21 protein-coding genes are annotated in these 25,297 nt (G+C 46.5%); 4 read left to right on the top strand and 17 right to left on the bottom strand.

Annotated features, from left to right (window positions below):
* Positions 1 to 21: 21 nt before the first annotated feature.
* From RWO08_RS05645 to RWO08_RS05600, 10 genes are all read right to left on the bottom strand, one after another.
* A complete protein-coding gene (locus RWO08_RS05645; protein ID WP_314211465.1) occupies positions 22 to 1,503 on the bottom strand; it encodes a response regulator transcription factor in 1,482 nt (493 codons plus the stop codon).
* Entirely contained in the window at positions 1,461 to 3,188 is a 1,728-nt protein-coding gene (locus RWO08_RS05640) for a sensor histidine kinase (protein WP_314211464.1), read from the bottom strand. Before RWO08_RS05640 ends, RWO08_RS05645 begins: the two co-directional genes overlap by 43 nt.
* A complete protein-coding gene (locus RWO08_RS05635) occupies positions 3,160 to 3,786 on the bottom strand; it encodes a DUF624 domain-containing protein (protein WP_314211463.1) in 627 nt (208 codons plus the stop codon). Before RWO08_RS05635 ends, RWO08_RS05640 begins: the two co-directional genes overlap by 29 nt.
* On the bottom strand, positions 3,776 to 6,058 hold the full coding sequence (locus RWO08_RS05630) for a GH92 family glycosyl hydrolase (RefSeq protein ID WP_314211462.1): 2,283 nt from the start codon (positions 6,056 to 6,058) through the stop codon (positions 3,776 to 3,778). The genes RWO08_RS05635 and RWO08_RS05630 overlap by 11 nt, the downstream gene beginning before the upstream one ends.
* Positions 6,059 to 6,206: 148 nt before the next feature.
* Positions 6,207 to 7,661, bottom strand: a complete 1,455-nt coding sequence (locus tag RWO08_RS05625; protein WP_291454054.1) for an ABC transporter substrate-binding protein — start codon at positions 7,659 to 7,661, stop codon at positions 6,207 to 6,209.
* A gap of 59 nt (positions 7,662 to 7,720) precedes the next feature.
* Positions 7,721 to 8,641: a carbohydrate ABC transporter permease gene (locus RWO08_RS05620; RefSeq protein WP_023391290.1), complete on the bottom strand. Its 921-nt coding sequence runs from the start codon at positions 8,639 to 8,641 to the stop codon at positions 7,721 to 7,723.
* Positions 8,642 to 8,652: 11 nt separating this feature from the next.
* Positions 8,653 to 9,609 carry an ABC transporter permease gene (locus RWO08_RS05615; protein WP_399495840.1) on the bottom strand — a complete coding sequence of 319 codons (957 nt, stop codon included), beginning with the start codon at positions 9,607 to 9,609 and terminating at the stop codon, positions 8,653 to 8,655.
* A gap of 318 nt (positions 9,610 to 9,927) precedes the next feature.
* On the bottom strand, positions 9,928 to 10,788 hold the full coding sequence (locus tag RWO08_RS05610) for an ROK family protein (RefSeq protein WP_314211461.1): 861 nt from the start codon (positions 10,786 to 10,788) through the stop codon (positions 9,928 to 9,930).
* Positions 10,785 to 12,194: a glycoside hydrolase family 1 protein gene (locus RWO08_RS05605; protein WP_314211460.1), complete on the bottom strand. Its 1,410-nt coding sequence runs from the start codon at positions 12,192 to 12,194 to the stop codon at positions 10,785 to 10,787. The genes RWO08_RS05610 and RWO08_RS05605 overlap by 4 nt, the downstream gene beginning before the upstream one ends.
* A gap of 209 nt (positions 12,195 to 12,403) precedes the next feature.
* Positions 12,404 to 12,829: a MarR family winged helix-turn-helix transcriptional regulator gene (locus RWO08_RS05600; protein WP_070756232.1), complete on the bottom strand. Its 426-nt coding sequence runs from the start codon at positions 12,827 to 12,829 to the stop codon at positions 12,404 to 12,406.
* A gap of 148 nt (positions 12,830 to 12,977) precedes the next feature.
* Here RWO08_RS05600 and RWO08_RS05595 point away from each other — a divergent pair, with 148 nt between their 5' ends.
* Both RWO08_RS05595 and metA read left to right on the top strand, forming a co-directional pair.
* Positions 12,978 to 13,316, top strand: a complete 339-nt coding sequence (locus RWO08_RS05595) for a helix-turn-helix domain-containing protein (protein ID WP_070756231.1) — start codon at positions 12,978 to 12,980, stop codon at positions 13,314 to 13,316.
* A 1,059-nt stretch (positions 13,317 to 14,375) separates the two neighbouring features.
* Positions 14,376 to 15,305 carry a homoserine O-succinyltransferase gene (gene metA, locus RWO08_RS05590; RefSeq protein ID WP_314211459.1) on the top strand — a complete coding sequence of 310 codons (930 nt, stop codon included), beginning with the start codon at positions 14,376 to 14,378 and terminating at the stop codon, positions 15,303 to 15,305.
* Between the two features lie 54 nt (positions 15,306 to 15,359).
* On the opposite strand, the gene RWO08_RS05585 is transcribed toward metA, so the two are convergent.
* The 3 genes from RWO08_RS05585 to RWO08_RS05575 form a co-directional block, all read right to left on the bottom strand.
* Positions 15,360 to 16,715, bottom strand: coding sequence for a hypothetical protein (locus RWO08_RS05585; RefSeq protein WP_314211458.1), 1,356 nt, complete (start codon positions 16,713 to 16,715; stop codon positions 15,360 to 15,362).
* A gap of 160 nt (positions 16,716 to 16,875) precedes the next feature.
* Positions 16,876 to 18,003, bottom strand: a complete 1,128-nt coding sequence (locus tag RWO08_RS05580; protein ID WP_314211457.1) for a phosphotransferase — start codon at positions 18,001 to 18,003, stop codon at positions 16,876 to 16,878.
* A 25-nt stretch (positions 18,004 to 18,028) separates the two neighbouring features.
* Positions 18,029 to 18,952, bottom strand: coding sequence for a sugar phosphate nucleotidyltransferase (locus tag RWO08_RS05575; RefSeq protein WP_314211456.1), 924 nt, complete (start codon positions 18,950 to 18,952; stop codon positions 18,029 to 18,031).
* 249 nt (positions 18,953 to 19,201) lie between these two features.
* Here RWO08_RS05575 and RWO08_RS05570 point away from each other — a divergent pair, with 249 nt between their 5' ends.
* A complete protein-coding gene (locus RWO08_RS05570; protein WP_291427358.1) occupies positions 19,202 to 20,149 on the top strand; it encodes a glycosyltransferase family 2 protein in 948 nt (315 codons plus the stop codon).
* Between the two features lie 30 nt (positions 20,150 to 20,179).
* Here the strand turns inward: RWO08_RS05570 and pcp are convergent, their stop codons facing one another.
* From pcp to RWO08_RS05550, 4 genes are all read right to left on the bottom strand, one after another.
* Positions 20,180 to 20,827, bottom strand: coding sequence for a pyroglutamyl-peptidase I (pcp, locus tag RWO08_RS05565; protein WP_306486189.1), 648 nt, complete (start codon positions 20,825 to 20,827; stop codon positions 20,180 to 20,182).
* A gap of 16 nt (positions 20,828 to 20,843) precedes the next feature.
* The gene (locus RWO08_RS05560) at positions 20,844 to 21,767 is read right to left on the bottom strand and encodes a DUF979 domain-containing protein (protein ID WP_143227688.1); all 924 of its coding nucleotides are present in this window, start codon (positions 21,765 to 21,767) and stop codon (positions 20,844 to 20,846) included.
* Between the two features lie 5 nt (positions 21,768 to 21,772).
* Complete coding sequence (locus RWO08_RS05555) at positions 21,773 to 22,447, bottom strand: 5-oxoproline transporter, DUF969 family subunit (protein WP_070756223.1); 675 nt, start codon at positions 22,445 to 22,447, stop codon at positions 21,773 to 21,775.
* Positions 22,448 to 22,618: 171 nt separating this feature from the next.
* The gene (locus RWO08_RS05550; RefSeq protein WP_314211455.1) at positions 22,619 to 23,728 is read right to left on the bottom strand and encodes a hypothetical protein; all 1,110 of its coding nucleotides are present in this window, start codon (positions 23,726 to 23,728) and stop codon (positions 22,619 to 22,621) included.
* Between the two features lie 481 nt (positions 23,729 to 24,209).
* On the opposite strand from RWO08_RS05550, the gene RWO08_RS05545 reads away from it, so the two are divergent.
* The gene (locus RWO08_RS05545) at positions 24,210 to 25,295 is read left to right on the top strand and encodes an aminotransferase class I/II-fold pyridoxal phosphate-dependent enzyme (protein ID WP_298077901.1); all 1,086 of its coding nucleotides are present in this window, start codon (positions 24,210 to 24,212) and stop codon (positions 25,293 to 25,295) included.
* Positions 25,296 to 25,297: the final 2 nt, after the last annotated feature.

Below are 25,297 nucleotides of genomic sequence, written 5' to 3'. Positions count from 1 at the left end.
AAAACACGGCAAGGCTAACCCTTACCGTGTCGTTTGCTTATCTTCCTGAGCCTTAAGGTGATCATGATAGCGTTGGCGATACTCTTTAGGACTGACACCCTCAGATTGTTTAAAGACCCGATAAAAATAGGCTTGATTCTGATAGCCAACCTTGACCGCAATCTGGGCCACCGACAGCTTAGACGCAATCAGTAAATCCTTGGCGATGGCTAGACGATATTGATTGATATAGCGGGACAGAGTCATACCGACCTCACGCTTGAAGAGTTGGCCCAAGTACATGACATTGACATGGAGGTCATCGGCCAAACTCTTCATGGAGATATTCTCGTTATAACGTTCATAGATAGCCGCCAAGACTTCATTGACTATTGGCGGATAGAGGTGGTGACGCTTCTCACGCCCACCTAAATCCAAACTCTCCTTGAGGTGTTGGCTTAGCGAGGCAAAAGTCAGAGGCTGATTGGCCCCTTCATCTAGGAGACTGGTTGGGGTATGCTGGTTAGATTTAATATCAAAGTAATGCCGAATCAAGGCCGTTAATTGCACCACTTCCTGAGGCGCTAGTTCCCGCTCCTGACAAAAGGCCAAGAAGCTATCTAAGTCCGCATCCAGTTTAATGCTATTCTGATTATCGATGGCTTCATAGAGATGACCCACTAATTGATCGACTAACTTAACGGTCGTAGGATTTGTTTGGGAAGCGTCACTCTCATCCTGCCAAAAGATTTGCCTAGCTCGCTCTTCATCCCACTCCCATTCATAGAAAAGCCGTCGACTTTCAGCCTGAAGGAAGCTTTGAAGCTTGTGATGAATATTGGTCAAGCTCAGCCCAGTCTGAATTTGCATCCCACTGTCTTGAAGTTTTTGACTAGAATCCGACTGGGGCATAATCCCTAGTAGCCAGTCACCTAGCACCATAATAGACCAACCGCCCGTAGCCAACAATTGGGGCTGACAAGTTTTTTGTGCCAAAACCCACTGCCAGTTGGGGGCAGTGACATCCTGGTAACGAAGAGGTAAGCTCCCTTGGCCTGTCTCTAACCAACTAGTCAGTTGAGCTTGCTCATGGTCCGAAATAACCTGATCTAGGGCTCGCTTATCCCGAATTTCTTGGGCTACTTGGCTAAGCACCCGATGGAGTTCTACCTTGTCGATAGGCTTAAGCAGATAATTCTTGGCCCCTAATTCCATACCTCGCTTAACGTACTCAAATTCCTGATAGCCTGACACAAAAATGAAGACAAAGTCCTGGCCTAGCTCCTTGGCTTGACTAATAAAATCAATCCCCGTCACGTTAGGCATATTGACATCGGTGATGACAATATCCACCGCTTGGTGACTCATTAAGTCCAAGGCTTCCTGGCCATTACCAGCTGTCCCTGCAAGTTGCAGACCTAGTTCTTGCCAGCGGATCAGGCGTTCTAAGCCTTTGACAATCATGTACTCATCGTCCACAATCATGACCCTGAGTGGGGTGGGTTGAAAGGACACTTGAGCCATACACGGACACCTCCTTCTTCATTTATTTGATAAGATAAAGTAGCCTCGCCACCAAAATAATGATGGAGTCGCTCAGCCACATTAAAGATTCCAATTGACTGCCGGCTATTCGGTTCAATGGGTCGAGCTCCCTCTCTTAATCCTTGATTTAAGGAGCTGAGGGTTTCTGGGGACATACCTCTCCCATTATCAGACACTTCAATCCAGAGCCTGCTAGTCAGGTTGGCTTGGTCGGCCACGTCTTCCACCCAGGCTTTGATGACTAAGTGGTTATCACTCCTAGCGAAATCCACGCCATGCACAAAATAGTTTTCAATCAATGGTTGCAAGGTAAACTTAGGCAAGACGAAAGCTTGACATTCTGATGTCATCTCAATATCCACCTGCAATTTGTTAGGATAACGCACTTGGTAGAGGTGGATGTATTTACGGCAGAAGGAAAGCTCACGCTCCAAGGTCGTCTCCTTCTCATCGCTAATGTTATTTCTTAATAAGGCAGCGAAATCATAGACGATATCGGCCAATTCATCTGCCCCCTCAGTCAAGGCACTCATGCGAATAAACTCTAGCGTGTTGTACATAAAATGCGGATTAATTTGCGACTGCAAAGCCTTGAGAATGGCTTCGTGCTCGCGGGCTTCCATGGAATAGAGTTCCTGTATGTTAACCTGATACTGGTCTAACATGGTATTAATGGAGTGGGTAATTTCCCGCAGTTCATCCTGCTTATCCGTTTCCCGAATACGATAGTAAAATTGCCCTTCTCCAATTCGCTTGAGGGTCGTGACCATATCATGAACCTGATTGGAATAGGCCCCGAAGAAACGATAAAGCAAGGCCAAGAGGATGACTGCCACAAGTATGGTAATCAAGGTAATCACTAATACTGGACCCATAACCCGTTGCCAGATGATCGACTTAGGCAGAAGGCTGATGATTAGTAAATCTTCGCCCGTCTCCATGCGGCTGATCAGGTAGCCAGAAGGCACGTTTTCTCCTTTGATGACTGCTTGTAGCTTGTCTTGACTCAGCTTGCCACGTTCTAGGAGCATGCGTTTTAGCTTGGCATCGACGACGACAGTTTGAGCCTTTGTTAAGAGTGGCGACTCAGCCAGCCCTTGGAAGAAACGATCGGCATGATAGTTGACTTGTACCTGCCCCAAACTATGGCCAGAACGCAAGTCGAATAAAGGGCGGTCAAAGCCAATCTCTTTACCCTCTTCTTTACTTATATCTGACGGCATCATCTTACGGCCTCGGGTGTTGTCGGCGGTAGAGACAATCAGTTCTTTGGCATTATCGACATGGATAAGAATCGAGGTAATATCTTGAAACTCCCGATGAAGTCGATAGAGCTTATCAGGCAAGTAGAGATTGTACTGACGATTCATTAGAAAGCTCTCTAGCGACTCCTGGTAGCTATAATTGGCATAATGGCGCAAGGCTTCAATCTGCTTGGTTGACTCAGTCAGTTTTTGCGCGATTTTCTGAGTATCTTGGTCAGCCTGACTGAGTTCTGTCTGAATATGGTAGTGCATGAGATTGAGCTCAGCCAGGGCATTATTAATATTATGTTGATAGAGCAAGTAGACCGCTACTAGAGGCAGAAGAAAAACTAAGACTAAAATCAGGGTCGCATAGTAGCGTAAGAGCCGACTAAAGCGATTGGGATTCTTCTGGCTCATGCGGAATCACTCCTTGCCGACGCCACTCTCTCAAATAGAAGGACGACAAGCTAGTCACCCAGAGAGGGACCGCGAAGATAAAGGCCAAGGCTGGGAAGGTCATCACCACCCAGACAATAACCAAACTATAAACCAAGGTCAGAAGATTGGGACGTGGCGTCACCAAGAGTTGGAAGAAGCTAAACTTAATGAATTGGCTAGCTTCCCCCTGGTAGACAACCCGCATTTGACTCTCTGCCACTAAAGCTAGGTTCACTAAGACTAAAACGGTCACTTGGATGACAAGGGCCACCAAGAAAATCATGCCCCGCATTTGAGACGTAATAAAAATTAACCAGCACAGGAAAACAGACAAGAGGGTATAGAAGAGATTAAGGCCCCAGCTATCACGACGGTTGGCCTTATAGCTATCCCAAAAGCCAGAGAAAGTCAGCAGGTCTGCCCGCCACTTAGCGCTTTGGTGGGCTTCAGTTAAGGCCGTCAGACTAGCCATGGTGCCAAAAATGCCCAAGCCAGCCAACCAACCCAACCAGAAAAAGGCAGCTCCCTTCATCCAATAGTAGACTCGCATCATCATCTCAACAAGTTTAGTTTCCATGCGCTTCCTCCTCTATCTTACAATCAAGACTATTATACTCCCTTTGGCCATTTAGTGCTAGAGAAAACGGTCTTAAAGATGCTTCCAATGGCTTAAGAGAAGGCAAGAAACCCAGTTCTTGCTCTAATTGGCCACCCGCCATGATATCCTCATAAGTCAGGAAGTGAGCAGCATAATCTTGGCCATTTAATTGGCGGCTCAAAACCACATTGAGTACCTGGCTAGGATTCAGGGTAGTCCATTGGAAGTCCCGTCCCTCACTTAGGTTGAGACTGGCCTGGTCCCAGATGCTGATCCCTAAGACATATTGATTAGTCCCTGGGGTCACGGCATAAATTCCAAGAGAACTCAAAACAAACCAGGCTGATAAGGAGCCGTTGTCCTCGTCGCCAATATAGCCTTCTTCTTCCAACTTAAAGGCTTCTAGCATGAGCGATTTAAGCAATTGATGGGCCATATGTGGGTAGCCAGCATAGATTGGTAAGTAAGGCAAATGGAAGCTTGGCTGATTGGACAGGGCTAGCTGGCCCCAGTCACGACGGGCCATTTCTAACATTTCATGAATTTCATAGCCATAGCCATCCACCCGGTAGCTGGCCGGTTGATTAACTAAGGCCCGCAGCTGCTCGTAGAAGGCAGCATCTCCGCCATGTAGGGCCACTAAATCAGCCAAATTATGATAGACCGCGAAAGACTGCTGCCAGGCAGAGCCCTCGGTATAAGGGCCACCCCAGGCTTGGCTAACAAAGTCGCCTAAGAATTGGCCAGCTTGATCCTTAGCCCGCATCAGCCCAGTTTCGTCATCGAAAAGATGGCGGTAGTTGAGTGATTGTTGGCGGTAATACTTGGCTCGCTCGGAATCACCTAAAGCCTGAGCTACCTGACTAATACAGAAGTCACTATAGGCGTAGTCCAAACTTTTATTAACCGACTCGCCATAGCTTGCTGGCAAATAGCCCAAGCGACGATAATCGCTAGCTCCCTGGCGGCCTTCCAAGTGGTGAACACTCTCTGTCTCAGCCGTATAAAGCATGGCCTGATAAAGCTCCAGGGCCAAATCTGATGGGACTAGGTCCTTAACGACGGCATCCGCAATGACTGCATCCACCAAGGTCCCTGGCATAAGCCCCCGTTCGTCAGGAGACAACCATTTAGGCAAGAAGCCATCTTCTCGGGCAACTGCTAGAATGCCTTCTAGGAAGAGTGGCACCATTTCAGGCACAATTAAGGCATAGAGTGGGTAATTAGTCCGGAAGGTGTCCCAGTAGCCATTATTGGTCAAGAAGTAGCCAGGCTCCAACTTCCCCGTATAAGGCGATTGATGAATAGGCTCCCCGGTTTCCGACCACTCATAGGCCGCCTGAGGGAAAGTGGCCGTCCGATAGAGACAATGATAAAATCGATCGACAAGCTTGGCCTTTCGATGACTAACTGTCAAACGGCTTAGATAGTCCTCCCACGCTGCCTCTGTCTGTGCGCACTGCTGGTCCCAGGACTGGCCGAAGAAATAGGATTGCCGATAATTAAGCTCCAGCTGGGCTGGGCTAATATAAGAGGTCACCCATTCCAAATGCAAAGACTGGCTTGGGATAGTTTCAATGCCGTCCAAGTCTAGCCAAAGTTGGTGGAGACCCTCTCCCAAATCCACCACCTGGCACAGCTCAAAGGTTACCCCCTCGGGCGCTAGCATCCGGCTATATTGACCATATTGACCGTACTTAGATCCTGCTAGCTGGTTGGTGTAGAAAGTCAGCTGATGACCCTCTAGCTCATACCAACCACTTTGGTCCAAAACCAAGCTCATGACCCAATGCCCCTTAGGATAGCGCCGGTCAGGTGTCACCTTAAGGCTGGCCCCATCCCGCGTTGGACAACAAGCCACCTGCAAACCGTCCCGCAAACGTTGGTAGGACAAAAAGCCTGGTCGAAATTGAGCTAGATCACCGCGATAGCCAGAACTAGCCAATTCTCGACTGCCCTCAGCAGACAGAGGGCTCTTAAGTTGATTCCACTCCTTATCCGTTAGGCAGGCCACCTGCCAAGTCACCCAGGCAAAGTCCCCCATCCAGGGACTGGGTTGGTGGGTCAAACGAATCCCAAAGGCAGTCCCATCTTCCGGATGGAAAAATCGTGACTCTCCAGGCCGGGTTTCCAAAACAAAATGGTTCATGCCAAAGGGCACCCCAGTATAAGGCAGGGTGTTGCCCTGACCTAAGCGGTGACTATTCCGCGTCCCCCAACGGGTATCAATGGTTTGGTAAGGAGCTGACATCTCTTTTCTTCCTTTCTTTCAATCCTCAATCTTTGATACGAGGGAGTGCAAAAGCTCCCGCCTTCTGCTTTCGAGCCGCAAGGATTGAGCCGTCTTTTAACAACAAGAGGCTGGAACTGAGTCCCAGCCTCGCCTCATTCATTAGGCATTAGTTTTTGTTTTTCAAGAATTCGTCGTATTGACGTTGCATTTCTTCCTTGATCTTATCAATCCCTGCGTCTTTCAAAGCTTTGTTGAATTCAGGTAAGACTTTTTCAGGGTCAACTGTACCAGTGTGGAGACCTGCAACATATTCGTTAACGACATTGTTGACGTTAGCAATTTCGTCCGCTACAGGTTCTTGGTTGAAGTTGAAACCTAATAGTGGAGACTCTGTTGCTTCTTTCAAGCCTTTTTCAGAAGCGGCCAATTGTTCTGGTGTGATGCGTTCATCTTTGTAAAGCAAGGCAGCGTTCCCTGTGTTCCATGCAGACATGTGAGTTGCACCTTCGTTGTACTTAGGCAAGAGTTTGATCTTGTCTTCGCCAACTTTTTCCCAGTTCTCGCCTTCTAGACCGTAAACCAAGGTGTTCATGATTTCTGGTTTAGAGTTGATGTAGTTAAGCAATTTAACTGACTCTTCAACGTGATCAGAGTTTTGAGCGATAACGAAGTTAGACATACGTGCTTGAGCGTTAGTCTTGATGATGGTGTCGCCGTGAGGCACGATTTCTAAGTCTTTACCAGAAACAGCGCGGAGTAAGTAGTTACCGTAGTCACGTGGCCCTACTGTTTCACGACGCATGAACCAAGTATCAGCATCTAATGGGTAACCTTGGTCAGAAGTTGCAGCGTCTTTAGGTACGAAGCCTTTCTTGTAGAATTCGTGCATTACCTTGATTTCTGGAATGAAGGCATCTGTTTCTTCATAAGGGTTCACGATTTTGGCAGTATCGCCTTTGAGGTAAACCCCGAGTGGTACAGCATCCCCAATGACATAGTCAAAGTCATGCCCTACACGCCAGCCACGACCTGCAGCTAAAGGTGCTACACCAGGTTCTTTGTCTTTAATGGTTTGTAAGAGAGGTTCTACATCTTTCAGTTCTTTGATACCGTCTAATTTGAGGTCATATTTCTTCAAGAATGTTGGGTTGAAGGTGTAGAACTCTTGCGCATAAACGTTCCCGTTCACTGGGAAAGCATACATCTTGCCGTCAACTGTGTTCCCTTTGATGTAAGCTTCATCTAAGTACTTGAAGGAGTCTTGAGCGTGTTCTTTGATTAGGTCAGTCAAGTCAGCATAAGCGCCTTTTGAAGCATTTTGGATGTAGCCAGAGGCACGTGCGATGTCGTATTTTTCACCTGAGTTGGTCATCACGTTCATCTTGTCATCGTACTCACCCCAACCTAGGTAGCGGATTTCAAGTTTAAGGTTTAAGTCACGAACGAAAGCTTCGTTAACTTTAGCCAAAAGTTGATCCAAGTTATCAGGTGGTGTCCCGATTTGGTACATGGTGATAGTAGTTGGCTCTTCAGCTTTAACAGCTGGAGTGAAGACAGAAGCTACCGATACTGCTGCTAAAGCAGACATAGCCATATTACGTACAAGACGTTTCATTTTCATTGTGGATTCCTCCTAAAATTTTTATATTGTTATTACCTGTAAGAATGGAGTGGTCACGTCTATTCCTTGACGCCACCGATGGTTAAACCAGAAATAAAGTATTTCTGGAAGAAAGGATAGCTTAAGGCGATTGGCAAGGTTGAGATAACCACCATGGCCATACGCGTTGCTTCCCGCGGAATCGAGACGCCCGATACGGCCGAAGCACCTTGGGCAGCATTTTTAACGATATAGTCAATATTGGCTTGGATTTGCATCAAGACATATTGCAGTGGGAAGAGGTTTTGATCATCTAAGTAAAGCAAAGCGCTAAACCAGTCGTTCCAGAAACCAATGGCCGCAAAGAGAGAAATAGTTGCAATCCCTGGAATGGCCAGTGGTAGGACGATTTGGCGGAAAATCCGGAATTCGCCTGCCCCGTCAATACGAGCGGATTCAATGATAGATTCAGGAATAGACTTGCGGAAGAAGGTCCGCATGATGATGACGTTGAATGGGCTCAAGGCCATTGGCAAGATCAAGGCCCAGATAGAGTTTCTTAGCTTGAGTAAGGAAGTCATCACGATATAGCTTGGCACCATCCCAGCCCCTACCAACATGGTCACCAAAATGATGAAGAGGAAGAAGCGGCGGAAGATGAAGTAAGGTCGTGATAAGGCATAGGCATAAGTCGACGTAACTGTTACGTTAATCAAGGTCCCGACCACGGTCACGAAGACCGTCACCATAAAGGCATTGACGATGGTAGAACTTTGCGTAAAGAGATACTCGTAACCTGCTGTAGACCAGGCATCCGGAATCAAGCGATAACCGTTCCGCACAATGGAGTTTTCATCGGTCAGCGATAAGATGATAACAAAGATGAAGGGAAAGACACCCGTCAAACCAACCAAGGTCATCAGAAGACTGAAGAAGAAGTTAGCTTTGGGGCCGAAGGTATCCACCGATACCTTACCCAGTTTTTTCTTGGTCTGAGTCATGGTGGCACCTCCTAGAATAAAGCAGAATCTGGATCAATCTTGCGCACAATCAAGTTAGCTGACAGCAACAAGATGAAACCAACGAAGGACTGATAAAGCCCGGCTGCGGTGGTCATCCCCAGGTTCCCTGCGTTTTTCAAACCATCATAGATATAGGTATCTAAGACGGACGTCACATTCTTAAGTGGACCAGATTGAAGTGGCACTTGGTAGAAGAGACCGAAGTCGGCCCGGAAGATGTTCCCAATCCCCAAGATAACCAGAATAATCATCATTGGTACCAAATGCGGAATCACAACGTGGCGAATTTGGTCCCACTTGCTAGCGCCATCCATTTGGGCGGCTTCATAGTAGGTCCGGTCAATCCCCACAATGGTCGCGAAGTAGATAATGGAGGAATAACCAATCCCTTTCCAAATCCCCATGAAGACAAGGAATGGTGGCCACATGTCAGGCGTTGTATACCAGTTAGTGTCGGCCTTCATGCCCATATCCCCTAACATTTGGTTCAATAGCCCGCGGTCCGTAGACAGGAAGGTCAAGACGAAGATACTGATGATAACCCATGACAAGAAATAAGGTAAGAGCATGGAAGTTTGAATGGTCTTAACCAAAAGCTTGCTGCGTAATTGACTGAGAATAATCGCGAACATGACGGCAAAGATAAGACCAATAACAATGAAGGCTAGGTTATATAAGACGGTGTTGCGAGTGATGAGGTAGGCCTTAGAACTTGAAAATAGGTAGTTAAAGTTGGCGAACCCTACCCATTTACTGTCGAGGATGGACTGAACAAATCCCCCCTTGGAGAAACGGAATTGCTTAAAGGCCACCACGTTCCCTAATACTGGAATATAGTAGAAAAAAATGAGCCAAATCAGCCCCGGTAAAGTCATAATGAGCAAGGGTATATTTTGTTTCCATTTGCGTCGTTTTTTGGAGCTTTTAGCTTTTTTCGCTGCTTCCATTGTCACTCCTCTTTTCTGTTAACGTTTACAGTTTGTATTATACGCCAATTGCCCCTGACTTCCTATCCTCAAATCATAGGTAATTTATTAAAAATTATAGGTATTAAATCATACATTGTGCACTAAACCCGTATAGGAAAATAGTTATTTCGCCCGATACTCTAGCAACTAACTTGTACTTTTTAAGCCCCTCTCTCGCTCTTAAATTAAGCAGATATTTTACTAGACTTTATGGTCGCGTCAGCTCAAAGTAAAAAGGCATGACTTCAGTCATGCCTGAAATATAAGCTAAATGAGTTTGACTCCTTGGAAGCCAGGCTACTCACTAAGTTCAGCAGCTGCCAACCAGGTTACTCCTGCCCCAATCAGATTAGCATCTGCTTGGTGGGCACAAGAACGCACCTGAGGATGGTGGGGGACTTCAGACGCTTCTAAGAAGGTCTTGACCCGCTCTTCTAGTAGCCGACTGAAGGCCTGATTGCCCGACAATGCCCCCCCAATCAAAATAAGCGGCAAATCCATGAAGACGTAGAGATTATGAATTAAGAGGGCCAAATCATCTATCATTTGATCGACGGCTTCCTTAGCTTCTGGATAGCCTTGTGTAGCCAATTCCAAGAGAGCCTTGAAGTCACTCGACCCGTTATAGCGCCGTGCCACATTGACCGGGCTCATGGTTGGGCTGACTCGGCGACTAAAGTCGACCATGCCATAACCAAACTCACCGGCAAAACCTCCTGGGCCACGGTAGAGCTGGCCATTTAAGACCAAGGCGCCCCCAATGCCAGATCCTAAGACTAGGAGGGCGGCGGCTTGGGCTCCCAGAGCAGCTCCTGAATGAACTTCAGCTACCGCCGCACAGTTGGCGTCATTTTCAATGGTGATAGGCACTTGGAAAGCTTGGGTCATTTCTTGAACAAAAGGCCGATGATGGATATAAGGGACGGCACTAATGCCTTCGATAAGGCCCTTGTCTGGCAAGACGGTCCCTGGCACGGAAAAGCCAATTCCCTTGATAGGCAAGTCCAATTCTTGGCGGAGTTTGGCAAGCTCGTACTGGAGTCCCTCCCAAGTTTCTGGCGTGGGAAACTTCCCTTGATGGTTCAAGACTTGCCCATCAAAGATGCCATACTTCACGCTTGTTCCCCCAACATCGCAAACTAGTAGTTGCTCGGTCATGTCATTTCCTCCCATTCAAATCCATGATTAGCAGTTAAATCTTTGAACCACCAGCCGGATTGTTTGACGGTCCGAGTCTGGGTATGAATATCGTTAGAGATTAAGCCATAGCGATTCTTGTAGGCATTGAGCCAGGACCAACCATCGACTGGCGTCCAGACATGGTAACCAAAGCAGTTAGCCCCTTCTTGCATAGCTCGGTTAAGCCAGTAGAGATGTTCGCTGAAGAACTGAATCCGATACTGATCCTGGATAATGCCTGTCTGATCGAGATAGCGCTCCTCACGCGAAACGCCAATCCCATTCTCAGATACGAACCAAGGAATATTATCATAATTATCTTGAAGGTTCTTGGCAATATCATAAAGAGCTTGCGGATAGATTTCCCAGCCCTTATCCACGTTCATACGACGGCCTGGCATTTGATAGTCGTTAAAGTAGCGTTGTGGCAGCCAGTCAACAGTTAAGCTGTTAGGCGAAATCTCGGGAGCCTTAACCCGATGAGGGTGGTAGTAGTTAACCCCGATATAATCCACACGATTGTCGCGGATAATGGCTAGCTCTTCTGGCGTCGCTTCCCATAGCACCCCGTCTTTAGCCAGAATGGCCACTAATTCCTCTGGGAAACGCCCCTTAACCGAGGCATCTAAGAAGAGGCGATTAACAAATAAGTTGGCAAAATGTGCTGCTGCCAAATCTTCTTCAGACTGACTAGCAGGATAAGCCGGCGTCAGGTTAAGGGCAATAGTGACCCGACCTTGCGGATTTTGATTGATTTGGCGGTAGGCTTGTATGGCCTTGGCAGAGGCTAATTGTAGGTTATAGGCCACTTGCACCGCCTTCTTGCCATCTACTAACATAGGATAGTGGAAACCATAGAGATACTGGCCTTCTACGACTACCATAGGCTCATTGAAGGTCATCCAGTCGGTCACACGATCGCCGAAACATTCAAAGGCCCGGCGCGCAAATTTCACAAAAAGCTCTACGACATGTTTGGACTCCCAACCACCGTAACGCTCATAGAGGTCAATTGGCAAGTCAAAGTGATGGAGATTGATAATCGGTCGAATACCGGCTGCCAAGAGGGCATCAATGACCCGGTTGTAGTAAGCTACCCCTTCTGGATTCAAGCTTCCTTCCTCTAAATTATCAATCAAGCGGGTCCATTGAATGGAGGTCCGCAAACTATTAAACCCTAAGTCCTTGAATAGGGCGATATCAGACTCATATAAATGGTAGAAATCGGATGCCACATCCGGCCCTACATAGCGGAAGAAATCTTCCGGCTTGGTATCATAATGATAATCGAATACATTGACATGGGGCTTATGGAATCGCCCTTCATTTTGTGGGCCAGAAGTTGCCCCACCCCACCAAAAATCTACTGGAAATGTTACTTTCATCGTCATCACCTCATCCTTATTATAGCATGACTCTGACTGTACAAAATATAGACCTTTTGCGACAAACTATAGGCTTATGAGTAGCACTCACACGCCCCATCTTTCTGGGTGGGGCATGACTAAGTAAAGCAGTCCTTTCTTGAAATATAAAAGTAGCGCTGTTCTTCTGGCAGAACAGCGCTACTTTATTAAAAACGGATGGAAATCGCCTATGGTAGATCGAAATTTATCTTCTTGAGTAGGGTGCTAAGCCCTTGCAACTCCGCTTCGCTTAAGTTACCAAATACTTTATCAAGTTTGGCTACGTGAACAGGAAAAATCTCTCGCATCAAATCAAAACCTGATGGACTTAGGCCAATATAAGCTACCCGTCTATCCTTAGCATCAATTCTCCGTTGAACAAGCCCCTTTTTTTCTAGCTGATTAATGACATAGGTTGTCGAGGAGGAAGAAATCAGAATCTTCTTAGCAATTTGCTGTACAGGGTACTCTCCTTTAGACCAGAGCAATTCTAAAACACCAAACTCTGTCGAATTAAGTCCGTAACTACTAACGTCATTCTTTAAAAATTGTGTCAGTTGGCCACTGGTCCGCATAAGTCCCACAACCACTTTCAAAGCTAATTCTTGATGCATTGGCCAACCTCCTCCTATTTTTTCTTAAGGTCCCATTATAACAAGTCTTGTTTTTTAAACAAGAGAAATATTTATACTTGACCTTTTAAATATAACTTTATACACTGTATTAAGTATCAAAAATAATTATGTAAAGGACTTAATAGATATGGCACGCTTCAGCAGTGACAAACTCCCTACTTGCCCCTTTGTTGTTACCCAAAAAGTTCTCTCTGGCAAATGGAGTATTCTCATCCTCCACGCCCTCGAGCAAGGTCCTAAACGCTTTAATGTTCTCCACCGTGAATTATCTGGAATCACTCAAGCTACCCTCACTAAACAATTACGTCAGTTGGAAGAAGATGGCATCATTATTCGCAAGGCCTATCCTCAGATTCCACCTAAGGTAGAATATCAACTATCCGCTATCGGCATGGAATTTCGTTTAGTGCTTCAACAATTGGGGGCCTGGGGAAACAAGTATATCCATTTCCTTAAAACTCAATAATAAAGAATAAGCGTGTTGACTTCCCCAAGTCAACACGCTTTTCTCATAATGATAGACGCGTCAAAATAGAAAAGTAATCGGTAAGCCCCTAAACTTCCTATTTGACTGAAGATGCTCCACCCAACTGTACTTTTACCTTCCCCTAAAGGGAAAAGCACTAACTGAGCCATCTATCATCAATAGTAACCAATAATTAAAAAGGTTGCGCTAGCCTGTTGCTAGCTATGGTACCTTGACTATCTGACCAAGATCCCTCAATCTTAGTGGTCTACGATAGGTGCCAAGGCGAGGTATCTTCCGCCTTTTCAAAAGGCAACCTCAGATAATGTGAACAACGGGATAAAGTCTCCACTCCATCCGAATAGTGAGTTCACTATTCATTGCAACTACCAATTAGTGGCTATCACTTGTCCCGCCTCTCTCGCCTACTCACATATTTTGTCACCATTTACAACGCGCCGCAGTTGCTTGACAAAATTAGTTTCTGTTAGCCGATCTCGCCCTCGGGCGAGAAAAAGAACCATAAGTAGCTAAAGATTTAGGTTTCTACCAAACAAGTGATTGAAGTAATTGATATCACCCGTTGTCACACTCATCTTAAATTCGAAATGACTCATAGTAAAAGAACTACTTCCCCTCTGTTCTAAAAGCAGTCGCTTAAAGCACTTAGTTATCTCGAATTCGAAATAATTATATCACGTCAATGACATTTGGTCAATACATTGATTTTCATAATCTTTTCCTAAATAAATAGAGATTCGTTTCACTAAATATTCGGAATAAGCTGAACTTTCTTAGAATATTCTCTAAATGTATTCTTATTTTTTATTTCCAACTTAATAATAGCACCTATTTTATATGTTTTCTTTCGCCTTTTATAAGATAAATAGCTATTTATACCCTATATTTTTTATTTATCCTACATATTTATAGTTAAAAACTATAGATACTCCTATAAAATCAATATAGCCAGATGATTGACCCTGGCCCGCTTTAGCCCTTACAATAAGAGAAAAGCTCCTTTACTTGATAGGAGTTATCGCGTAAGGAGGTTGCCCTTTGCCTATTCGTATTGCTGATGGCCTACCCGCCAAACAAGAATTACTTCATGAAGGTATCCAGGTCATGGAAGAGCAGACAGCACAGCGCCAGGATATTCGCCCGCTTAAAATTTTGCTCCTCAATCTCATGCCCAAAAAAGAAGAAACGGAACTTCAATTTCTACGCCTTTTAGGGAGCCAACCTCTACAAATTGAAGTCGACTTCCTCCAGATGTCGAGTCGCAAGTCTAGCCACACCAACGCCTCACACTTGGAGAAATTCTATTATCAATTTAATCAGATTCAAGACCGCTATTATGACGGGCTAATTGTGACCGGCGCTCCAGTAGAGCACCTTGACTTCGAAGACGTTACCTACTGGTCGGAACTCCAAAGCATCTTCGACTGGTCTAAAAACCATGTCTTTTCTTGCCTCCATATCTGCTGGGGTGCGCAAGCGCGACTCTATACCGACTATGGCATAGCTAAGCATACCCTACCTATTAAGCTTTTTGGTATTTTTAGTCATGACTTGACCCAGCGCCACCATCCTCTAACGCGTGGTCTAGACGACACTTTCTTAGCGCCACAATCGCGCCACACGGGTATCGATGAAGCTAGGCTGGCCCAGCACCCAGAGCTAGATGTGTTGGCTACCGCGCCTGAAACGGGGACCCTATTGGCCGCTTCCAAGGACAATCGGCAAGTTTTTGTCACGGGGCACATGGAATACGATGCCTTGACTTTAGATCAGGAATATCGTCGGGATCTAGGTTCTAATCCTCAAGTCTGCCTGCCTCTGAACTACTATCCTCAAGATCAAGCAGATTTACCACCCCAACATCGTTGGCGATCTAGCGCTTATCTTTTCTTCCATAATTGGCTGAACTTGGTTTATCAACAAACACCTTATGATTTAACCACGCTTGATGACCAAGCAAAAAAATAAGACCTCCAAACACAGCAAGAGCCCTCCCCTAAGTGGGAGGGCTACTTTTTGTGCTTATTTAAGGACAGTCCCGTCTGCTAAGGTGATGGTGTGGCCATTGAAGTTGATCGTGCCGTTGTTGGTTAAGCTAGTCAAGGTGACATCCCCAGTTAAGTTCCAAGTCGCCCCTTCTTCTACTGTGACCACTGCATTATCCGCAACTGCCGTACCCCCATCTGCGTTATCGACGATTTTGATGGTGCCAGTAAAGTTGCTGCCTTTGCCTAAGGTCAAATTCAAGGTAGAGATGGTATCGACCTCAATTGCGCCTTCCAAAGTTTGATTTTGGGTTGTCATGGTAACGTTAGCGCCATTGGCGCCGGCGGTCCCCCAACCATGGCTAGCATCATTCCCTAAGACAGCTAAGAGTCGACCTTCTGTATCCAGGTTTTTGATGGTGACATTGCTTAAGTTAATGTCAGCATGCGTGTTGGTGACATAGATTAAATCGCCATTGTTGCTAATCAAGTTCCCATCCGTCATGGTGAAGGTCGCTTTACCGACTTCCGCATCCCCAGACATAGACTGGTAAATCATGACATTGTGGACATTGGTATCAGAGCTGCTACCTTTGGTATCACTCATATTGCCTTCAACTGTCGCATTCTCTAAGGTAATCGAGTTTTGCCCTTCGATTACGAGGGCTTCAGAGTTCTGAGCTGTGAAGGTCCCATTTTTAGCTGTAATATTGGCCGTTGAGTAAATGGCTGGTGAGTTGTAACCTTTAGAAGTATAGGTCCCGCCATCAACTACTACAGTACCACCACCCCGGTCTGACCGGACAGCTGCTGCTGAGTTCCCGCCTGTCTCGACGGTCAAGTTGGTCGCATTCATAGTCGCGCCCCCTGTCGTCTGAATCCCTCCAGAGTTATCGGCTGTGGTTGTAATGGTCGTATCCGCTACATTCACCGTCGTGCCTTGACCATAGGAGAAAATCCCATTACCGTTTTGAGCGCTGGTATTAACGGTCGCATCTTTGATGGTCACGGTGGCACCGTCTGTTGCTAGTAAGCCAGCATTCATCCCGTAGAAGTCACCGTCTTCTGTGTTAGAGGTAGCTCCTGCTGTCTTATCCACTTTGATACCTGTTAAGGTCACTTTGGCATTGGTTACTCTGAGGGCATTTTCATCATCACCAGTAGAGCTATACTGAGTATCGGTCACAGTGCCGTCCTCGGTAATCTCAGTAGCAGTCGTCCCTTGATTAACGGTGCCAGATCCACCAAATCCTCCGACTCCACCTGGAGGTGCTTGAGGTGGTGCCGCCTGAACTTGAACAAGTGGGGTATTAAGCGTCAGCGTCATGAGACTGGCTTGCGCTAAGATAAAAGCAGAACTAGTGAGTGCGGCAATTTTATGTAGTTTTTTCATCTTAATCATCCTTTCGTCAACTCTTTTGTTTTAGTTGATAGCTTAAGTATAGGATGCTTACTTAAAATCTACTTAAAGCCACAAAAACTTTTTTTGACTTATTCAATGCCAAGCAAAAATGCCGACTAAGTCGGCATTTTCGAGTCTCATTTATTTGTTATTAGCGACTTTGAGCCGCGCGCGCTACAATGGCTTTGAGTTCAGGCCATTGAGCTTCCATCTGAGCCACTAAGGTCAACTGGGTAGCTGTCCGATCCAAATTCTGGCCTGGACGGCTGGTGCCGTAATAGACGTCGCCATTGAGGTAGTCGGTCAGGAATCGAATCCCCTGCTCTAAGGTAATGACCCGTGCTCCCCAAGGCAGCAATTCAATTTCTAAGGTGGTGAGGCGATCCCCCATCCCCTTCAAAAAGCCTCGCGTATAGACTTCAAATAAATGGGCATCAAATTGGACCTTGCTCAAATCTGCCTCGTCTTCCGCATTATGGTTGGCCCCAAAGCGAATGGCATCCCCATAATCGAAGAGCACCAAACCTGGCATAATGGTATCCAAGTCTACGATACAGAGGGCCTGGCCAGTGCTAGCATCCATGAGAATATTATTGAGTTTGGTATCATTGTGGGTCACGCGCAGAGGCAATTGGCCTGCATCTAACAAGTCATAGAGCAGGTAGCAATCAGATTTGCGGGCTCGTACAAAATCAATCCATTCCTGAACCTCCGCCACACGTCCCACACGGTCTTGGGCGACGGCTTCTTCAAACTGAGCATAGCGATGACGCGTATCATGGAATTTGGGAATGACTTCCGTCAGTTGGCTAGCATCAAAATCATCTAAATCAGCGGCAAAAGCCCCAAAGGCTTGGCCAGCCCGATAGAACTCGTCCTCATTGGTGACTTGTTCAATGCTGAAGCTGTTCTTAATAAACTCATAGATGCGCCAATAGGTCCCATCTTCCAAGCGCATATATGGTAAGCCCTCACGATTAAGCACAACCGTCAAGGTTTCCCGCTCGGGGTCGCCACCGCGGCGACTGATAATTCCCTTCATGTAATCTGTCACGGCCAAGATATTCTGCATAAGCCCAGGAACATCTGGGAAGATAGACTGGTTGATTTCTTGGAGGACATACTCCCCTTGCCAGCCTTGATCATCCCCTTGTTGGATGCGGTAGGTTTTATTAATTAGGCCGTTGCCTAAGGGTTCTAGGGCAAGCAGGTTCCCTGGTAAATCATAAGCTTGATAGGCCAAGTAGGCCGGCGAATCGGTCGCTAGAACGGTTGACATATGCTTCACTCCTTTTGCTACTATCCTAAACTTCTGGCCACAAGGGGCTTGGGTAAACGCCTGACTGAGTCAAACTTTCAATGGCTTCTACCACTAAAGGTTTGTCTTCTTGATAGGTGACCCCAAACCACTGGGATTGGGTTTCTAAAATCTTGACTCTGGCTTGGTCAGACTTAATTTGCTTGCGAACTACGCTTGGTAGGTAGTACTCACATTTATCAGGCTTAGTCCGAAGGCCCTTCTCCAAGAACTCTGGTAGATAGCCTTCAATAACTTGGATGAAAGCTTCGGGGAAGCCCCAGAGGTTCATGGACACAATGGTTTCTGGGTCTACATCCACCCAGTTTAAGCCGTCTTGCGTATAGTGAATCCCTTCTGGATAGGCTTCAATCTGAGTCTGCTCTTCGATTTCAACTAAGTAGCCTAACTCATTGAGCTGGCAAAGGCCACGCGAGACCGCCCCGTTAGCCGAGATCGTTTTCTTGAGTGGATAGCCCACCATACTATAACGCGGATTACGATAGGTCTGCATTTTCATCAAATAATTATAGACCGATTGGAAGGCATGCCGGCCATAGAAATCATCGGCATTAATAACCGCAAAAGGCGCATCAATCAGGTCTCGCGCACACCAAACCGCATGGGCAGTTCCCCAAGGCTTGGTTCGGCTAGTTGGCACGGCAAAACCCGCCGGTAAATCTTCTAATTTCTGATAGGCATATTCTACTGTCATATATTGTGCTATACGGTCGCCAACTTGGGCCTTAAAACGCTCGGCCATGTCGGGTTTAATGATAAAAATAACCTTCTTAAAGCCCGCTTCTTTCGCATCATAGAGCGAATAATCCAGCATAACCTCCCCTCTTGGTCCGACTGAATCAAGCTGTTTGAGGCCACCATAACGACTGCCCATTCCGGCTGCCATGATGACCAGGATTGGTTCTTTCATCTGTAAGACTCCCCTAACACCCCTAGTGGGGCGATATTCTATTCGCTATCCATCATCGAATGGATGCCAACTTTATTTTAGCATATTTTGAACTGTTTGTAAGCTATTTCATTTGAGCTAAGATAATTTCTCCTCAGGCATTTTTGTCATCACTTGATACAAGGACCAGGCGCTGGCTTTCGCCACAAACCTCGCATTAGTAAGGTCTCTGTGCTATAATAATCACGAGATAGGATAGGAGGAATCAGCATGTTATCTATTATTGTGCCCTGCTACAACGAAGCAGATGCCATCCCATATTTCTTTGCTGCGACCGAAGAAGTGATCACAGGCCTTGGCTGCCAAACAGAATATATTTTTGTTAACGACGGCTCAAAGGATGAGACCCTAACTGTCCTACGTAACTTACATCAAAAGCATCCTGACAGAGTGAGATACCTCTCCTTTTCTCGTAATTTCGGTAAAGAAGCCGCCATTTTTGCTGGACTCAAAGCCTGTCGTGGTGACTACATCACCTTAATGGATGCTGACCTACAAGATCCACCGGAGCTACTTCCACAGATGTTTGAACTTATCCAAAGCAAAGAGGTAGACTGCGTTGGGACTAGACGAACTACCCGCAAGGGTGAGCCACCCATTCGTAGTTTTTTCGCCCGTCTCTTCTACAAAATCATCAATCGCATTAGCCAGACCGAAATCGTAGATGGGGCCCGCGACTATCGCCTAATGACTCGCCAAATGGTCGATGCCATCTTGGAGTTATCCGAGTACAATCGCTTCTCCAAAGGCTTGTTCAGCTGGGTAGGCTTCGATACGGTCTACCTAGAATTTGAGAACCGCGACCGGGTAGCGGGTCAAACTAGTTGGAACTTCTTCCAATTGCTACGTTACTCCATTGATGGCATTATTAACTTCTCCGATGCCCCTCTGACCTTAGCCTCCATTATGGGGACCATCACCTGCCTAATTTCAGCCTTTTTCTTAGTTGTTATTATCGTACGAGCCCTTCTCTTCGGCGACCGAGTGGCTGGTTGGCCTTCGATTGTCTCCATCATCCTCTTCTTCTCAGGTATCCAACTCCTGTCTTTAGGGATTATCGGTAACTATATCGGTAAAATCTTTATGGAAACCAAACGGCGTCCAATTTATATCATTAAGGAAACAGAAGCAAGTTCAGACAAAAAAACTGAAGCCTAACCCCTGGTTTGGCTTCAGTTTTATTTGTTATTAATGGGTTTCGCCGCCCACAAGTCGAGCATCCGTCTTGCCCTGGTAGGCCACAAGGGTCTCTAAGCAGACCGTCAAGCCCTTAACAATATCAGCTAAAGCCATAGAGGCTTGCCCCGGCTTGTCTACCACTTGTTCCGTCACATAAGGGACATGAATGAAGCCCCCTTGAGTATTAGGATGATGCTTAGCCAGATAATAGAGATTCTGATACATAATATGGTTGCAGACAAAGGTCCCAGCCGTGTTAGATAAGCTAGCAGGCAAGCCCGCTGCCTTAACTGCCTCTACCATGGCCTTAACCGGCAAGGTCGTAAAGTAGGCTGGCGCCCCGTCAGCTTGAATGACTGTATCCAGAGGTTGTTGGCCCTTGTTATCCGCAATCCGTGCATCATCCACGTTAATGGCCACCCGTTCAGGCGTAATACCAAAGCGGCCACCCGCTTGACCGACGCAGACTACCGCATCAGGCTGCTGCTGTTCTACCGCTTCAAAGAGACGCTTAGCCGAATCACCAAAAACGGTCGGAATCTGAACCGTCACAATCTCAGCACCCTCAATTTCCTTAGGTAAGCGACTAACGGCTTCCCAGGCGGGGTTAATGGCTTCTCCGCCAAAAGGATCGAAACCTGTTACTAAAATTTTCATAAGTTCATCTCCTATTCTAATATGCCATAAAGTAAATCAAGGCAATGTGCAAGACAATCATGACAAGCGCAACAGGAATTTGCTGCTTGATGACGCCATTCGGGTCTTTCATTTCTAAGAGAGAAGCAGGCATAGAGTTAAAATTGGCTGCCATCGGTGTCATCAAGGTCCCACAATAGCCCGCTGTCATAGCTAAGGTGCCGGCTACCACCGGATTAGCTCCCAAAGCGAAAACAAACGGAATCCCAATACCTGCCGTAATTACTGTGAAGGCTGCGAAGGCATTCCCCATAATCATGGTGAAAATTACCATCCCTAAAACATAGGCTACTACACCTAACAAACGATTCTCCGCTGGCACCACTGAGGCTACAGCTGTTGAAATCAAGGTCCCGACTTGCGCCTTGGTAAAGATAACCCCCAGAGCAGCAAGTAATTGAGGCAGAATAATGGTTACTCCCATTTGTAGCGTCATCTGAGTGGTCCCATCATAGACTTCTTTTGGCTTAGGACGTAACATAATCAAAGCAACCGCCAAGGAAATTAAGCCCCCAATTACTAAAGGCGCCTGCCCCCCTAAACCTTTAACATTGTAAACTAACAAGACGGCAACTAAGGCCAAGGTCAGAGAAGGCAAGAAAATCCATAAGCCATAGCGCTTAGCACGTTCCTCCTTCACAGCATCGGACACCGTATGAAGACTAGGAGTAGTCACTTGCTTAGTCACAGTTAAAATCGCCATGACTACTAACAGAACCCCTACTATAAATGGTGGCAAGTAAGACCCAAAGGCAAAAATAACCCCTAAGAGACTCCAGAAGATGGTAGCCCCCAATCGAGTCTTACTATCTGAGCGATAAACATAGAAGGCTGACAGGAAGAAGATTACCCCCGCAATGTAATAAGCGAATTCTAAAATCAGATCACGTACTGCAGTGATTTCCATTATTTTCTCCCCCTTCTATTCAGACTTTGCTGCCAGTATGCCATATAGAGTGCTACCACGATTAAGCTAGCAATCCCTACAGTCAGAGCTGTGTTGGCAACATCTGTTGCCGCCGCATCATAACCTGCTTCAGTTAAAGTAGAAATAATCAGCAAGACCCCTGAAGAACCGACAAAGATATTTTGAGAGTAGAAGTTGGCGATATTTTCTACGGCCGCACATTTACCCTTAATAGCGTCAACCTCCTCATCGCTTAAATCATCGCCGCATTTTTCTCGCACAGTGGCGTCGGTCATAGGATAAATCAAGGGGCGAACGAACTGAACATGTCCACCCAGAGGGATATGGAAGGCTAGGGACACCTCACGAATCAAGACATAGGTATAAAGCAAAATAGGTGCCGTCAAGCCCTTGAGCTTACTAATCAGATGCTGGGCTTGTTGACGCAGGCCGAAGCGCTCTACCATAGCAATCATAGGAATTGGAATCAAGAAGATGGTGACCAAACGGTTCTTGACGAAGTTCTCCCCCAAGAGAATTAGCGCCTCTTGCCAGTTAATACCAGCCACCAAGGCTGTGGATAGGGCTGCTACAATTAAGACCGCCATGGTATCCAACTTAAGCGAAAAACCAAGGACAATAATAACAATACCAATTAATATGAACCAGTTCATACTGTCACTCCTTTCAAATTGTTTAATCTAAATATAGCGATTATCCTGCTCAAAGTAAAGCTTTTCCGAACAAAAAGCGCCTACTATATGTAAACGTCCGTTTTTTTAGTCCTGTATTCTGACTTAACCAAAAACCTCAAGAATCGGTTTAGTAGCCGATTCTTGAGGTTCTTAATTATTGCTGGTTTGTTCTGCCTGGATTTTCTCTTCCAGGTAATCAATAATGCGAGCTTCCTGCTCCTGGGCTCTAAGATTATGGGCACGAGGTAGTCGTTTCTTAGCTTGCGCCAAATGCTCCAGAGCCGTTACCACATCACCCTTGACCCGCCAGTGATAGGCGGCCTGGGCCGTTGAATTTTCTGGTCGCTTGGTTTTCAGCATGGCCACTAAGAGTGGATCTTCCAGTAAGGTCGTAATCAGGGGGTCTTCCGGATGTTGCAGGCTAGCCGCAAAAAGTAAGAGACGCAAGATTTCCTGACGATAGGGCGTCACCATATCCTCCCGTTCCTGGTAGATTTTCTTAGCCAGGATATAGACTTCTTCGAACTGACCCTGATCCACTAGTTGCTCTAAGTCATAAAAAATCGTAGCATCAGTCAAGAAGTTCGTCTCATTAATAGTAACACGCCGTAGATAGCGATATTTCTCATCATAAGACTTACCACGATTGGCCCAGTAATTATCTTCTAACATTAGGAAGAAGACCAGTCGGTTTAATTCACTTTTGCTCAATAAAAGTAAGTTTTTGCCATCATTAAAACTCATGGGAATGGCGTTAGTCAGGCCCATTAAAACCCCTAGACTAGCAAAGACAAAGACATAGATATTAGGCCAGAGCCAATAGGCCAAGACACTAGTCAAAATATTGGCCAGAAATCCACCCGCTAAGTAGAGCCTAAAGGGAAAATGTTGACTTTGATAGCGTGGTGGGCGCATCAAACACTGGCCACCTGTTCCGGCCACATGTTGCCAGCGAAACTTAAAGCCACCTGACTCTGTTTTTTCTAATTTTAAATCCATGACCCGGAAACTAACAAATTTATAACCCGTCAGCAGGCCACCAAGCAAGTGGCCCCCTTCATGAATAATAATATGTAAAATCGTGCTCACTATAAAGGTCGCCAGCAAATAGGTAATGGACACATGACGTATCTGATTGGCCAGTGAAGAACCGAAGAAGTGCCCAATCAGCAAGCCAACTGCAGCGCCGACTAAAAGACACAAGACTAAATAGCCTAGCTGAAGCAAAACCCAAGATTTTTTTGTATTTTTTTGCGCCATTATAGTTCCTCCCTTTCAGTCCAATTGGTCACCAATATAGTCTCTATTATACTGGATAGCCCCTAGTGGTTCAAGGTCAAGAATTGCCACCGAGAGGTAATAATATGATTAAAGCCCATGACAGTCATATTAGTCGACTCAGGACAAAATGGCTCTGTTGACAGGCTTCTGCTTTCGTGTTACACTGAGGCAAATACTACTTCGATGACGAGATGAGTAAGTCAAGCCACGGTCTATAGAGAGCCCTAGTTGCTGCAAAGGGGTGGCCACCTTGACCCAAGATGACCTCTGAGAATTTCACTGTTTTTCAGCCAGTGAGACGTTCGCAACGTTACTGCCAAGTCTTAGACTTACCAAGGTGCTTGCTGTGAGGCAAGTACAAAATCGGGTGGTACCACGAAGATTCGTCCCGGCGCGCAGGCCTTTTCCTGTGCGTCGGGCTTTTTCTTTGACCTATTAATCCATAAAGGAGTTGACCCTGATGACCCATCGTGACACTCAACTAGCCCAACTGGGCAACCGACAAGACCAACAGACTGGCGCAGTCTCCCTGCCTATTCACCTGTCTACCGCCTACGCCCATCCAGGTTTGGGCCAAAGTACAGGCTTTGACTATACCCGAACCAAAAACCCCACTCGTACGGTCTTAGAAGAAGGCCTGGCTGCCCTTGAAGGTGGCGCCCAAGCAGTGGTGACCTCTTCTGGTATGAGTGCCATCCAGCTAGTCCTGGGCCTCTTCCCAGCTGGCAGTCAATTCCTGGTAACACGAGACGTATATGGGGGCAGCTTCCGCTACTTCGATAAGCTCCAAGCGCAAGGCTTCTATCAATTTACTTATTTCCAAGATTTTGAAGACTTGACCTCCTTAATTAGCGATCAAGTAGCTGCTGTCTTCGTCGAGACACCTACCAACCCGCTAATGCAGGAAATTGATTTGGCGGCTGTGGCCCAACTCTGTCAACACCACCAAACACGCCTTATCGTGGACAACACCTTCTTGACGCCCCTACGTCAACGTCCCCTAGAATTAGGGGCTGACCTAGTCATTCATTCAGGCACCAAATACCTGACTGGCCATAACGACATCTTGGCTGGTGTGGTGGTGACCAAGGATGCTAGCTTGGGCGAGCAACTAGTCTGGTTGTCCAACACAACAGGCCCAACCTTGTCACCTTTTGACTGTTGGCTCTTTATCCGCTCACTTAAAACCCTGTCCCTGCGACTAGACCGGCAAGAAGCCAATGCTCAGGCCCTAGCCCAAGCCCTAAGCCAACACCCTCAAATCAAAGAAGTCCTCTACCCTGGTCGCGGCGCCATGATGTCCATTAAGATTCAAGATGCCAGCAAGGTAGACAGCTTCTTACGCGCTCTCAAAGTCTTTACCTTCGCCGAAAGCCTGGGAGGTGTCGAGAGCTTCATCACCTACCCAACCACCCAAACCCATGCTGACATCCCGCAAGACATCCGCGAGTCTTATGGTTTAACAGCTGACTTATTACGGGTATCCGTAGGGATTGAAGACCCGCAAGATTTAATCGCAGACATTATTCAGGCCCTCAATGCCTAAGA

It is taken from the genome of uncultured Abiotrophia sp., from assembly GCF_963520105.1.
Classification (GTDB): Bacteria; Bacillota; Bacilli; order Lactobacillales; family Aerococcaceae; genus Abiotrophia.
The sequence above is the reverse complement of the archived record's forward strand: the minus strand, read 5'-3'. Positions and strand labels throughout refer to the sequence as shown.

Excerpts from the sequence above, each read along its gene's own strand:
- RWO08_RS05640 (WP_314211464.1), bottom strand. The coding sequence starts at position 3,188 with ATGAGCCAGAAGAATCCCAATCGCTTTAGTCGGCTCTTACGCTACTAT.
- RWO08_RS05605 (WP_314211460.1), bottom strand. The coding sequence starts at position 12,194 with ATGAAAGTAACATTTCCAGTAGATTTTTGGTGGGGTGGGGCAACTTCT.
- RWO08_RS05555 (WP_070756223.1), bottom strand. The coding sequence starts at position 22,447 with ATGAACTGGTTCATATTAATTGGTATTGTTATTATTGTCCTTGGTTTT.
- RWO08_RS05635 (WP_314211463.1), bottom strand. The coding sequence starts at position 3,786 with ATGGAAACTAAACTTGTTGAGATGATGATGCGAGTCTACTATTGGATG.
- RWO08_RS05585 (WP_314211458.1), bottom strand. The coding sequence starts at position 16,715 with ATGAAAAAACTACATAAAATTGCCGCACTCACTAGTTCTGCTTTTATC.
- RWO08_RS05575 (WP_314211456.1), bottom strand. The coding sequence starts at position 18,952 with ATGAAAGAACCAATCCTGGTCATCATGGCAGCCGGAATGGGCAGTCGT.
- RWO08_RS05595 (WP_070756231.1), top strand. The coding sequence starts at position 12,978 with ATGGCACGCTTCAGCAGTGACAAACTCCCTACTTGCCCCTTTGTTGTT.
- pcp (WP_306486189.1), bottom strand. The coding sequence starts at position 20,827 with ATGAAAATTTTAGTAACAGGTTTCGATCCTTTTGGCGGAGAAGCCATT.
- RWO08_RS05600 (WP_070756232.1), bottom strand. The coding sequence starts at position 12,829 with ATGCATCAAGAATTAGCTTTGAAAGTGGTTGTGGGACTTATGCGGACC.
- RWO08_RS05580 (WP_314211457.1), bottom strand. The coding sequence starts at position 18,003 with ATGTCAACCGTTCTAGCGACCGATTCGCCGGCCTACTTGGCCTATCAA.
- RWO08_RS05550 (WP_314211455.1), bottom strand. The coding sequence starts at position 23,728 with ATGGCGCAAAAAAATACAAAAAAATCTTGGGTTTTGCTTCAGCTAGGC.
- RWO08_RS05570 (WP_291427358.1), top strand. The coding sequence starts at position 19,202 with ATGTTATCTATTATTGTGCCCTGCTACAACGAAGCAGATGCCATCCCA.
- RWO08_RS05625 (WP_291454054.1), bottom strand. The coding sequence starts at position 7,661 with ATGAAAATGAAACGTCTTGTACGTAATATGGCTATGTCTGCTTTAGCA.
- RWO08_RS05620 (WP_023391290.1), bottom strand. The coding sequence starts at position 8,641 with ATGACTCAGACCAAGAAAAAACTGGGTAAGGTATCGGTGGATACCTTC.
- RWO08_RS05610 (WP_314211461.1), bottom strand. The coding sequence starts at position 10,788 with ATGACCGAGCAACTACTAGTTTGCGATGTTGGGGGAACAAGCGTGAAG.
- RWO08_RS05615 (WP_399495840.1), bottom strand. The coding sequence starts at position 9,609 with ATGGAAGCAGCGAAAAAAGCTAAAAGCTCCAAAAAACGACGCAAATGG.
- RWO08_RS05545 (WP_298077901.1), top strand. The coding sequence starts at position 24,210 with ATGACCCATCGTGACACTCAACTAGCCCAACTGGGCAACCGACAAGAC.
- RWO08_RS05645 (WP_314211465.1), bottom strand. The coding sequence starts at position 1,503 with ATGGCTCAAGTGTCCTTTCAACCCACCCCACTCAGGGTCATGATTGTG.
- RWO08_RS05630 (WP_314211462.1), bottom strand. The coding sequence starts at position 6,058 with ATGTCAGCTCCTTACCAAACCATTGATACCCGTTGGGGGACGCGGAAT.